This is a genomic window from Komagataeibacter melaceti (assembly GCF_003403295.1).
GTDB lineage: Bacteria > Pseudomonadota > Alphaproteobacteria > Acetobacterales > Acetobacteraceae > Komagataeibacter > Komagataeibacter melaceti.
This window is the reverse complement of record NZ_QUWV01000050.1, coordinates 1-10,513: the sequence shown is the minus strand read 5'-3', so window position 1 is coordinate 10,513 and position 10,513 is coordinate 1. Positions and strand designations below refer to the sequence as shown.

The window sequence follows — 10,513 nt, the reverse complement described above, 5'->3', positions numbered from 1 at the left end:
GGGGGAATGACCGTATCACGCAGCGGGGCTGGCTGGGCCGGTTCGGCTGCAGCAATCCGCTCGGGCACGCGGACATGCTCGACCGGGGTGGTGCGCACGGGGGCCCGCGTCTCGTTCTGCGCCATGGCGCGCACCGGCGGCGCATCATGATGCGGGGCCACGGGCGCCGTCGCATGTTCGACGCGAGGGGCGGCTACGGCCTGCGCAACAACACGGGCGGGCTGGGGTGCAGCCACGGCATCAGCGTTAGATGTCAGCACATGATCGGCCGCCAGGGTCGCGACCATGGTGGCGCGGGGGGCTGGCGCGGGATGGACGGGCGCGCTGCCAATGGCGGGCAGGTGACTGGCGAGTGCCGACATCTGCACGAACTGCGCGGGCATGACGGACTGCAGCGGTTTGTCATAGCGACTGGCCAGCGAGGCCAGACGGTCGGGCTGGTTCAGCATGGCCCATTCGGCGCGCAGCATGGCGGTCTGTGAGCGGGTGCGCTCCGTCTGCTGCACGATCTGGGCGATCTGGTGGTCCAGCGCGGTGGTCTGCTGCTTCTTGTTATACAGGAACAGGCCAGACACCGCCGCCATGACGGCGCAGAATAACGTGACAAACCGACTCATTCGGCAGGTTCCGATGCTGGAAGGGAGGAGGCGATGCATTCCATCGCGCGCAGCCTGGCGCTGCGGGCACGTGGGTTGCGGCTGGTTTCTTCCTGCCCGGGCCGGATGGGCCGGCCGGTCAGGAGCGTGAAGCGCGTGGGGGCCGGGCGTGCTGTCATGGCGCGCGGGTCATGGCGCGACGGCGCGGGCAGCCGCCCGGCGGCGCTGGACATGGCCTGCTTGACCAGCCTGTCCTCCAGCGAATGGAAGGACACCACAACCAGCCGCCCGCCCGGGGCCAGCAGGGTGGGGGCCTGTTCCAGCACGCGCCGGATCTGCCCCAGCTCGTCATTGACGTGGATGCGCAGGCCCTGGAACGTGCGGGTTGCCGGGTCGATGCCGGAGCGGTCCGGCCTTACGACCGAACGCACAACGTCCGCCAACTGGGTCGTGCGCAGCAGCGGTGCCTCGGCCCGGGCGGCCACGATGGCGCGCGCGACGCGGCGCGACAGGCGTTCCTCGCCATAATGGTAGATGATGTCGGCCAGTTCTTCCTCGGGCAGGGTGTTGACCACATCCGCCGCCGTTGGCCCGGTATCGGCCATGCGCATGTCCAGCGGGCCATCCATGCGGAAGGAAAAACCGCGATCGGCCTCGTCAATCTGGTAGGAGGAAACCCCCAGGTCCAGCACGATTCCGTCCACCGCAGTAACCCCGCCTTCCGCCAGCAGGGCCGCCATGTCCCCGAAGCCGCCATGGAGCATGTGCAGCCGTGACCCGCCCCGCCCGCCGGGGCAGGTGGCGGCCAGCGTCTCGCCACGGGCAATGGCGGCGGGATCACGGTCGATCCCCCATAACTGGCAGTTGGAGGAGGCGAGGATGGCGCGCGCATAGCCCCCGCCGCCAAACGTGCCATCCACATACCGCCCGCCATCACGCGGGGCGAGGTAGTGCATGACTTCCGCCAGCATGACGGGAACATGACCGGGATCATGGGGGGGGAAGGCGGCGTTCATGGCGTGGCTCCCGCATTGCCGGGGCCACGGCCCATGGTCATGCGGCGCGCGCTGGCGCGGGCGGCGGCGCGGCGCTGCTCGGCGGCCTGCGGGTCCCAGATCTGGAACGTGCGGCCCAGCCCCATGAAGGTGACCTGATCCGTCAGCCCCGCATGGGCGCGCAGCGTTTCGGGCAGCAGGATGCGGCCCTCCCTGTCGGTTTCAAAGGGGTAGGCATCGGCATACAGGGCGGTGGCGAGGTCGTCGTGGTCTTCGGAAAAAATATCCATCTCATCCAGCGGGCGGGTCAGTGCGGCAAAAGCATCGGCGGGCCATGCCTCAAGGCAGGGATGCAGATGGGACGGACGCAGGATGGCCAGCGGCTCGCCCGATTTGGCCCGGGCACGCAGCGCCGTGCGGAATGCGGAGGGGATGGAAACCCGCCCTTTTGCATCCAGTCGGTTCTGGTGTGTGCCCAGGAATACACTCACGCTGCGCGATGCCCTCCCTCTGGCATGAATTTCAGAAACCGACCGTATGCAGGGCGTGTCGTCGGGCCTGAATTCTGGCGCCCACCCTCTGCCCGGTAGGGAAATGGGATAACATGGGATTTCATGGGCGGTCAATTAAAGATGCGCAAAATATGGCTGGAAACTGCTACTATTCAGCACAGCACCGGGCATGTTCAGGTAAAGGGCGCGTTAAGAACGCAATATGGCGGCAATGTGCGCTGTTTATGGTTTGTTCTTTGTTTTAATACTTATGAACAACTATTGGCGGCAGACCGCCAATAGCTGGTGCGTGGCCGGGTGGGAGTAAAATACCAGACGGTCTGTAAGCCGGGTTCTGTCCGCCCCCGAGGGGACGGGACGGTCATTCCTCTGCGATGGGCCTTGCGGCGCATCTGGCGCGACCAACCCGAACGGCAGGGCGGAAAAACCCCCGATGGCGCCTTGCGGCCCATCCGCCGTTCCTATTCGGTCTTGCTCCCGGTGGGGTTTACCCTGCCATCCATGTTACCATGGACGCGGTGCGCTCTTGCCGCACCGTTTCACCCTTGCCCCCAACGCTGCCTGCATTGCTGCGGGCACCGCCGTGAGGGCGGTCTGTTTTCTGTGGCACTGTCCCTGGGGTCGCCCCCGCCGGCCGTTAGCCGGCACCGTTTTTCCGTGGAGCCCGGACTTTCCTCCATCACATGGCCTGAACCATGCAACAGCGACCGTCCGACCGTCTGGCATGCGGAAACTGGCGGTGCATGTGTGGTGCGTCAAGCTATAAATATTTGCCATGGTGCCCACGACCTTCCCGCCGCCCCGGTTTTTCATCCACAAACCGTACCAGGCGCCCGGCTCCGGGCCGTTTCGTGCGGGTGCGCCCCGGTTCGCCACCCATGGGCGTGCTGGCCATATCACTGGCCCGGTCGGGCAGGGTACCTCCACAATTTTCCCAAAGTCGCTGCCTGATGTCTGATCCACACCCGCCAACCGGAGTCGGGTTGCTGACCCGTGCGCTCCTCGGTTCCCTTAAATGGCACAGCCGTCGTGGCAACGAAGCGCCCCACACGCTGGAGGACCTGCGCCGCAAGCTGGACCGTCCATGTTTTCCCATGGGGCTTTCGGCACTGCAGGTCCGCCGTGTGATCGACTGCCGGGTGCCGGGGCATGACGGCCTGCTGCCTGCCCGGCTGTACGTGCCATATGGCCGGGTGCATGGCGTGGTGCTGTTCATGCACGGGGGCGGCTATGTGCATTGCGGGCTGAATTCACACCACGGCATATGTTGCAGGCTGGCGCGGCAGTCCGGTGCGGCGGTGCTGTCCGTAGCCTACAGCCTTGCGCCGGAAAACCGCTTTCCACATGCGGTGGAGGACTGCTGGCAGGCGCTGCAATGGCTGGCGGGGGAGGCCCATCGCTGGGGCGGGCCGATCGCCGTGGCGGGTGACAGCGCGGGCGGGACGCTGGCGGCGGTGCTCAGCCAGATGGCGCGCGACCGGGGCGGCCCGGAACTGGCCATGCAACTTCTTTTCTACCCATCGCTGTATGGGGAGCGCGACGTGCCCTCACGCCAGGCCTATGCCAATGGCTACATGCTCTCGACCAAGCTTATGGAATGGTATGCCGAGCAGTATATCCGTACGCCTGCCGACCTGCGCGACCCGGGGCTTGCGCCCATATTCGCCCCGTCACTGGCGGGGTTGCCACCTGCGGTGATCGCGCTGGCGCAATGCGACCCCCTGCATGATGAGGGCACGGGTTATGCCGCCGCCATGCAGGCGGCCGGAAGCCATGCCCGGACCCGGACATGGCGTGGCACCGTGCATGGTTTCCTGAACTTCTATTCCTTCCTGCCTGCCGGCCGGCAGGCGATCCGCTATGGCGCGCAGGCCCTGCGCCGGGCGCTGCGTGGTGGTGGGCCTGCCTAGTGGGGTAGGGGATGGAACAGGCCCGGTGACTGCCAGTCGGTCTGCGCGCTCTGGCCCAGCCGGTCGATCTGCAACGTGAACAGGTGGGGCAGGGTGTTACGGTCACCGGGGCATGAGCCGGAATGTTTTTCCAGCACCTCGATGCGGGTGGCGTCTGGCGGGTCGTTGCCGTTCAGGACGAACAGCAGGCAGTCCTTTGCATCCGATGTCATGCCGTTATGGGTCACGACGGTGCGGAAATGTTCGACCAGCGCGGTGTTGTCGAACCAGCTCATGCGCGAAAACGTCATCTTGTCCGCCGCCTGATCCAGCCAGCCCATGCGGCCCACCAGAAAGACAAGTCCCGCCATGGGTACGACCATCAGCACGCGGCGCAGGATGCGCCGCCGTAGCGTAAGCGGCGCGCGCCTGCGGGTCAGGCGCGGTGGGGCATTGGAGGTTTCGGTCATGCGCGGGTTATTTTTTCATGTCCTCGTGCCACAGGTGGCCCGACTGTGACAGCAGGTTGCGCGCCCCCTCCGGTCCCCATGTGCCTGCGGCGTAGGGTTCGAGCGGGGCCTTGTTTTCCTTCCATCCCTGCAGGATGGGGTCGATCCAGCGCCATGCGGCCGCGACCTCGTCACGGCGGATGAACAGGATCGGGTCGCCACGCACCACATCGAGCAGCAGCCGCTCATAGGCATCGGGGTAGCGGATGTTGAAGGCCTTTTCGAACTCGATGTTGATGTCGGCATCGCGCAGGGTCAGGCTGTCTGTCGGGGTCGGGTCCTTGGTGGAGACGCACAGCATCACCCCCTCATCGGGCTGGATGCGGATGATCAGCCGGTTGGGTTCGGGCCGGTTGGTGAAGATCGACCATGGTGCAGATTTGAACTGGATCACGATCTCGCTGGACTTTTCCGCCATGCGCTTGCCCGAACGCAGGTAGAACGGCACGTTGCCCCAGCGCCATGTCAGGATCTCGGCCTTCAGCGCGACGAAGGTTTCCGTCTCGCTGGTCACGCCTTCGCCCAGGTCCTCAAGGTAGCTGCCTACCGTTTTATCACCAATGGTGCCGCGCATGTACTGCCCGCGGGAGGTGTAGATGGCCACGTCATCCGCCGCGATGGGCTTGAGCGCGTGCAGCACCTTGAGCTTTTCATTGCGCACGCTGTCGGCTTCCAGCGATACGGGCGGGTCCATCGCTACAAGGCACAGGACCTGCAGCAGGTGGTTCTGGATCATGTCACGCAGTGCGCCGGAGCGGTCATAATACGCGCCGCGTCCCTCCACGCCCACGGTTTCGGCCGCCGTGATCTGCACGTAGTCAATCGCGTCACACGACCACAGCCGCTCGAATACCGGGTTGGCGAAGCGCAGCGCGATCAGGTTCTGGACCGTTTCCTTGCCCAGGTAGTGGTCGATACGGAAAATGTGGTTTTCCGGGAAATGGCGGCCAACGCTGTCATTGATCGCCTCTGCACTGGCAAGGTCGGTGCCGATCGGCTTTTCCAGCACCACGCGGGACTGTTCGTTGATCAGTTCCTGCTTGCTCAGGTTCTCGCAGATCTGGCCATAAAGCGCGGGCGACGTGGCAAGGTAATAGACCCGGATGCGCGAGGCCGGGGCCGAACCCAGCAGTTCACGCAGGGCAGGCCAGTTGCTGTCGGCCTCCGCCCCGTTCAGGCTGACATAATGGACCATGTTCAGGAAGCGCTGGACCGTGGCCTCATCCAGCGCATCGGGCTGGACATGCGCGTGCAGGGCGTCATGGGCGCGCTGCTGGTAGTCCGCGCGTGACAGGGGGGAACGCGCCGTGCCGACAATGCGCGATTCATCAGGGATCTGCCCATCGCGGTAGCGATAATAGAGCGCAGGCAGGAGCTTGCGCATGGTCAGATCCCCGGTCCCGCCAAAAACGATGTAGTCAAAGGCGTCAACGGGGGGAAGATGTGCCATGGAACTCGGCCTCCTGCCTGTATCTTGTGCCTGGGCCGCGTTGGTGGATACGCCCGGCCTGTGGGGTATGACACGAAAGCGGCATACCGGTTGGTGTCCGGATTACGGCCCGCTTCTTTGCGCTGTCAAGTTGGCATTGACCAGCGGGCGGCGGCGCGATAATCCCGCCGTTCCACCCTGTCGCCTAATGACATTCCCTTCATATGTCCGACGGGCGCGGAACGGCACAATCACGATATCTGGAGACAACTGCCATGAATGCTGACAATTTCGAGGCCGAAGACAGGTCTGCAGCGGTCGGCGGTATCGCAGCCGACCGCCTGCGCAGCATCATCGAACGTGTTGAACGGCTTGAAGAAGAACGCAAGGCGCTGGCGGGCGACATAAAGGACATCTTTACCGAAGCCAAGTCCGCAGGCTTTGATGTAAAGGTGATTCGCCAGATCATCCGCCTGCGCAAGCAGGAACCCGCGGAAGTGGAGGAGCAGGAGACCCTGCTTGACATCTACCGCCGCGCGCTTGGCATGTAACACCCTGGCGGCGCGCCTTACGGGGCGCATGCGCCGCCGGGTCAACTCCAGTTCAGGTGGTGGCGCGATATGCTGTCGTCCCTATTCCCGCAATGGATGCCGCCCTGGGCGCAGGCCGCGCTTGTGGTGGGTGGCGTACTGTTCGCGCTGGTATGGCTGCTGGTGCCCTTCGCGGTCTTTGGCGTAAAGGGGCGGCTCGATAACCTGGCCGTGCAGCTTGATGACCTTCAGGCCCAGATGCGGGTCATGGCCATGGGGCTGAGTAGTACGCAGCCGCCCGCCACCCCGGCGGATATGGCCGCATCCGCCCCGGTACCCCTGTGGGAGCCGGAACCACCCGTACGCCGCGCCGCGCCGCCCGCGCCTGATTACGCGGGGGCGGAGAGCGAAAGCGATATTCCCGCCTATGAACGCCGCCCCGCCCGGCCCCAGCCGGTAGCGCCCGTCCGAGCCACGGCACCCGTGGCCCCGGAACCGGTGCGTCGTCGCGATGAGATGGCTGATGCGCCGCCAGTTCCGCCACGTAACGTGACACGTCCGCCCGGCCCCCAGTATCGGCCCGATCCGGTTGAGCCGGTACGCGCGCCACGAAGGGAAGCGGAGATGGACGCGCCGTCTCCCAGCCTGTCGGAATGGAGCCGCCGGGGGGCGGATATGCCGCCTGCCGCCGTGAACCGCCCGGTGCGGGCATCGGTATGGCCACCCGAGCGCGGGTCGCGCACGGAACCGACCCTGCGCTGGCCGCCGCCCCGGGCGGAATAGCTCCGGCCCGGAGGGGGCCGCCCGGTCAGGTCGTGGCGGCTTCCGTGCGGGCCAGCAGGACAAGGTCGTCGCGATGGATCAGTTCGTCCTCGCCCTGCCAGCCCAGAAGGGATTCAATCTCGTCCGACTGGTGGCCCGCGATCCGGCGCGCATCATCCGCCGCATAGGCCGCAAGCCCGCAGGCAATCTTCTGCCCATTGCGGTCCAGCACCGCAATCAGGTCGCCCCGGTCAAAATCCCCCGCAATGGCGGTCACGCCCGCAGGCAGCAGGGATGACCCCATGACCAGCGCCCTGACCGCGCCATCGTCAATCACCGCATGACCAGAAGGCGTCAGGCTGCCCGCAATCCAGTTCTTGCGTGCCGAGCGGGCATCGGCCGTGGGTAGGAACCATGTGCATTTCCCACCATCGCGCAGGTGGGCAAGCGGGTGTAGTCCCTTGCCGAGTGCGATGGCCATGGCGCAGCCCGCCTGTGTCGCGATGCGCGCGGCCATGAGCTTGGTCCGCATACCGCCCGAGGAGTAGCCCGGCGGGGGCGCGCCGCCCATGGCCTCGATGCTTTCCGTCAGCGCGGTGACAACCGGCAGGTGGCGGGCATCGGGGTTGTTGCGCGGGTCGGCGGTATAGAGGCCATCAATGTCGGATAGCAGGACAAGCTGGTCCGCATTGATCATTTCCGCCACGCGGGCAGCCAAGCGGTCATTGTCGCCAAAGCGGATCTCGGTCGTGGCGATGGCGTCGTTTTCGTTGATGATGGGCACGCAGCCAAGCGCAAGCAGCGTGTTGAGCGATGCACGGGCGTTCAGGTAACGGGTGCGGTGCTCGGTATCATCAGGGGTCAGCAGCAGTTGCGCGGCGGTCAGGCTGCGTTGGGACAGCGCATCGGTCCATGCCTGCGCCAGGCGTATCTGCCCGACCGAGGCCGCGGCCTGCTTTTCCTCCAGCCGCAGCACGGGCCGCGTCAGCCCCAGATGATGCCGCGCCAGCGCCACCGCGCCGGAGGAGACGACAACAACCTCGGTGCCCTGCTGGCGTAATGCCGCAATATCCTGCGCCACGCTGTCCAGCCACGGTTGCCGGGGGGCGGCAAGGGCGGGATCGACAATCAGCGCGCTGCCGATCTTGATGACAACGCGCCGCGCCGTGCGCAGGGAGGGTAGGGGGGTGTCCGTCATGTCGTGGGAACCTCCCCCTTTTCCTGTTCGGCCCTCTCGGTGCGGTTGCGGGTTACGTAATCCTGTAACTGGCGCAGCACGGTGTCCACATTCATGTGTGCGACAGACGACATGCACATGACCTTCTGCCCGCTGGCCTGTTCAAGGGCGGTGCGGCGTTCGTCAATTTCCTCGGGCAGGAGGGCATCGATCTTGTTCAGGACGATGATTTCCGGCTTGTCCGCCAGTCCGCCACCATATTCTGACAGTTCATGGCGGATGGTGCGCCAGGATTCGACCACATCCTCCGCCGTGCCGTCGATCAGGTGCAGCAGCACCGCGCAGCGTTCGACATGGCCAAGGAAACGGTCGCCCAGGCCGCTGCCCTCATGCGCGCCTTCGATCAGGCCGGGAATGTCCGCAATGACAAATTCCTCGGTCACGGAAAGCCGGACAACCCCGAGCTGCGGGTGCAGGGTGGTGAAGGGGTAGTCGGCAATCTTGGGCTTCGCCGCCGATACGGTGGACAGGAAGGTGGATTTCCCCGCATTGGGCAGGCCGACCAGCCCGACATCGGCAATCAGCTTCAGCCGCAGCCAGACCCAGCGTTCCTCACCGGGCCAGCCCTTGTCCGCCCGGCGTGGCGCGCGGTTGGTGCTGGTCTTGTAATGGGCATTGCCCCGCCCGCCATCACCGCCACGGCACAGCAGCAGGCGCATGCCAGCCTTGTCCAGATCGCCCAGCATGGTCTCGCGGTCTTCATCAAAGATCTGGGTGCCGATGGGCACCTTGATCACAACCGTCTGGGCAGCAGCACCCGTACGGTCAGAACCCGCACCATTGCCGCCCTTGCGGGCACGGAAATGCTGGGTGTAGCGAAAGTCGATCAGGGTGTTGAGGTTATCGACCGCCTCGAAGACAATATCGCCGCCACGGCCGCCATTGCCGCCGTCCGGACCGCCAAATTCGATATATTTCTCACGGCGGAAGGCGACGACACCATCACCGCCATCGCCGGATTTCACATAGATTTTGGCCTGGTCAAGAAACTTCATTGCCTGCGATCCGGTAGGGGCGCGGAACACGCGCGCCATATGCGTGCATGATACCAGAGAACGCGGAGCGGTATCATACGAAAAAAGGGGCGGCCAGAATGACCGCCCCCTTCAATTCGGGAAATCCCGTCAGGATAAGGCGCGTGCCTTATTCCGCCGCCAGCGGCAGGCCCTGCACCGAAACGTGCACGCGGCCTTCTGCGCGACGCTCGAACTTCACATGCCCGTCCACGAGGGAAAACAGGGTGTGGTCGCGGCCGACGCCAACATTCACACCGGCCTTCATCTTCGTGCCACGCTGGCGCACGATGATGTTGCCAGCCACGACGCTCTCGCCGCCGAACTTCTTGACGCCAAGCCGACGTCCGGCGCTATCGCGTCCGTTACGGGACGAACCGCCCGCCTTTTTTTGTGCCATTGCCTGAACTCCTTAAAACTGAAATCTTTCTGATCGAACCTGTCCGGCCATGGGCCGGGGCAGGGATCAGGCGGCGTTGATCGCGGAGATGCGCACCACGGTCACCGGCTGGCGGTGGCCATTCTTGCGGCGGCTGTTCTGCCGGCGGCGCTTCTTGAAGATGATGACCTTGGCCAGACGGTCCTGGGCAATCACGGTCGCGGTCACGGTGGCGCCTGCCACGGTGGGCGCGCCGATGGTCGTGCCACCTTCGCCGCCAACGGCCAGAACCTGATCGAACGTGATCGTGGCGCCAGCTTCGGCTTCCAGCTTTTCAACCTTCAGGACGGCATCCTTGGAAACGCGGTACTGCTTCCCGCCGGTACGGATAACTGCAAACATGTCTCTTCTGTCTTTCCGATCTCTTGGCGTGTGCGGCACCCGGTGTTCAGGCGCAGGCGACACGGCCCAGTCGCTTTTTTATATTGGCCGCGTTTATGGCGGCGCCCCCGTCCGCGCGGGGTGAATGCGGGCTTTTACTGGGTGGGGCGGGTCAGGTCAACAATTTTGTGCCGCTTCGCCCGCCCCCAAAAAAGCCCCTTGCGCCCCTTACCGCTCCCCCCTATAAGCCGCTGCATCACCGCGTGCAGATGGAGAGGTGC

General features: G+C 65.1%; 12 protein-coding genes and 1 other RNA gene. 3 read left to right on the top strand and 10 right to left on the bottom strand.

What is annotated here, in order from left to right; translation table 11 throughout:
• The 4 genes from ftsL to rnpB all read right to left on the bottom strand — a co-directional run.
• Window positions 1-617, bottom strand: a 617-nt coding sequence (gene ftsL / locus DY926_RS06905; RefSeq protein ID WP_116702715.1) for a cell division protein FtsL, incomplete at its 3' end; no start/stop codon positions are given.
• Window positions 614-1,612, bottom strand: coding sequence for a 16S rRNA (cytosine(1402)-N(4))-methyltransferase RsmH (rsmH, locus tag DY926_RS06900; protein WP_116702714.1), 999 nt, complete (start codon window positions 1,610-1,612; stop codon window positions 614-616). The genes rsmH and ftsL, both read right to left, overlap by 4 nt.
• Window positions 1,609-2,082, bottom strand: coding sequence for a division/cell wall cluster transcriptional repressor MraZ (gene mraZ, locus DY926_RS06895; protein ID WP_116702713.1), 474 nt, complete (start codon window positions 2,080-2,082; stop codon window positions 1,609-1,611). The genes rsmH and mraZ overlap by 4 nt, the downstream gene beginning before the upstream one ends.
• A gap of 328 nt (window positions 2,083-2,410) precedes the next feature.
• An RNA gene (gene rnpB, locus DY926_RS06890) (RNase P RNA component class A) lies at window positions 2,411-2,826 on the bottom strand.
• Between the two features lie 227 nt (window positions 2,827-3,053).
• Between rnpB and DY926_RS06880 the strand changes: the two genes are divergently transcribed.
• Window positions 3,054-4,013: an alpha/beta hydrolase gene (locus DY926_RS06880; RefSeq protein WP_186336103.1), complete on the top strand. Its 960-nt coding sequence runs from the start codon at window positions 3,054-3,056 to the stop codon at window positions 4,011-4,013.
• On the opposite strand, the gene DY926_RS06875 is transcribed toward DY926_RS06880, so the two are convergent.
• Window positions 4,010-4,462 carry a hypothetical protein gene (locus DY926_RS06875; protein ID WP_116702711.1) on the bottom strand — a complete coding sequence of 151 codons (453 nt, stop codon included), beginning with the start codon at window positions 4,460-4,462 and terminating at the stop codon, window positions 4,010-4,012. The genes DY926_RS06880 and DY926_RS06875 overlap by 4 nt on opposite strands.
• Before the next feature lie 7 nt (window positions 4,463-4,469).
• On the bottom strand, window positions 4,470-5,951 hold the full coding sequence (gene zwf / locus DY926_RS06870; RefSeq protein ID WP_116702710.1) for a glucose-6-phosphate dehydrogenase: 1,482 nt from the start codon (window positions 5,949-5,951) through the stop codon (window positions 4,470-4,472).
• 254 nt (window positions 5,952-6,205) lie between these two features.
• Here zwf and DY926_RS06865 point away from each other — a divergent pair, with 254 nt between their 5' ends.
• Together DY926_RS06865 and DY926_RS06860 are read left to right on the top strand one after the other, a co-directional pair.
• Window positions 6,206-6,481 (top strand): DUF2312 domain-containing protein, encoded by a 276-nt coding sequence (locus tag DY926_RS06865; RefSeq protein ID WP_025813525.1) that lies wholly within the window; start codon window positions 6,206-6,208, stop codon window positions 6,479-6,481.
• Window positions 6,482-6,550: 69 nt separating this feature from the next.
• Complete coding sequence (locus DY926_RS06860; protein ID WP_116702709.1) at window positions 6,551-7,243, top strand: hypothetical protein; 693 nt, start codon at window positions 6,551-6,553, stop codon at window positions 7,241-7,243.
• A 25-nt stretch (window positions 7,244-7,268) separates the two neighbouring features.
• On the opposite strand, the gene proB is transcribed toward DY926_RS06860, so the two are convergent.
• The 4 genes from proB to rplU all read right to left on the bottom strand — a co-directional run bounded on the left by proB (window position 7,269) and on the right by rplU (window position 10,253).
• Window positions 7,269-8,420, bottom strand: coding sequence for a glutamate 5-kinase (proB, locus tag DY926_RS06855; protein WP_116702708.1), 1,152 nt, complete (start codon window positions 8,418-8,420; stop codon window positions 7,269-7,271).
• The gene (gene obgE, locus DY926_RS06850; protein WP_116702707.1) at window positions 8,417-9,454 is read right to left on the bottom strand and encodes a GTPase ObgE; all 1,038 of its coding nucleotides are present in this window, start codon (window positions 9,452-9,454) and stop codon (window positions 8,417-8,419) included. The genes proB and obgE overlap by 4 nt, the downstream gene beginning before the upstream one ends.
• Before the next feature lie 148 nt (window positions 9,455-9,602).
• The gene (gene rpmA / locus DY926_RS06845) at window positions 9,603-9,872 is read right to left on the bottom strand and encodes a 50S ribosomal protein L27 (RefSeq protein ID WP_116702706.1); all 270 of its coding nucleotides are present in this window, start codon (window positions 9,870-9,872) and stop codon (window positions 9,603-9,605) included.
• 66 nt (window positions 9,873-9,938) lie between these two features.
• Window positions 9,939-10,253, bottom strand: a complete 315-nt coding sequence (gene rplU, locus DY926_RS06840; protein ID WP_025812244.1) for a 50S ribosomal protein L21 — start codon at window positions 10,251-10,253, stop codon at window positions 9,939-9,941.
• Window positions 10,254-10,513: the final 260 nt, after the last annotated feature.

Bases quoted from the DNA above. Each gene is read 5' to 3' on its own strand.
- DY926_RS06875 (WP_116702711.1), bottom strand. From the start codon at position 4,462: ATGACCGAAACCTCCAATGCCCCACCGCGCCTGACCCGCAGGCGCGCG.
- proB (WP_116702708.1), bottom strand. From the start codon at position 8,420: ATGACGGACACCCCCCTACCCTCCCTGCGCACGGCGCGGCGCGTTGTC.
- zwf (WP_116702710.1), bottom strand. From the start codon at position 5,951: ATGGCACATCTTCCCCCCGTTGACGCCTTTGACTACATCGTTTTTGGC.
- rpmA (WP_116702706.1), bottom strand. From the start codon at position 9,872: ATGGCACAAAAAAAGGCGGGCGGTTCGTCCCGTAACGGACGCGATAGC.
- obgE (WP_116702707.1), bottom strand. From the start codon at position 9,454: ATGAAGTTTCTTGACCAGGCCAAAATCTATGTGAAATCCGGCGATGGC.
- DY926_RS06860 (WP_116702709.1), top strand. From the start codon at position 6,551: ATGCTGTCGTCCCTATTCCCGCAATGGATGCCGCCCTGGGCGCAGGCC.
- rplU (WP_025812244.1), bottom strand. From the start codon at position 10,253: ATGTTTGCAGTTATCCGTACCGGCGGGAAGCAGTACCGCGTTTCCAAG.
- DY926_RS06865 (WP_025813525.1), top strand. From the start codon at position 6,206: ATGAATGCTGACAATTTCGAGGCCGAAGACAGGTCTGCAGCGGTCGGC.
- rsmH (WP_116702714.1), bottom strand. From the start codon at position 1,612: ATGAACGCCGCCTTCCCCCCCCATGATCCCGGTCATGTTCCCGTCATG.
- DY926_RS06880 (WP_186336103.1), top strand. From the start codon at position 3,054: ATGTCTGATCCACACCCGCCAACCGGAGTCGGGTTGCTGACCCGTGCG.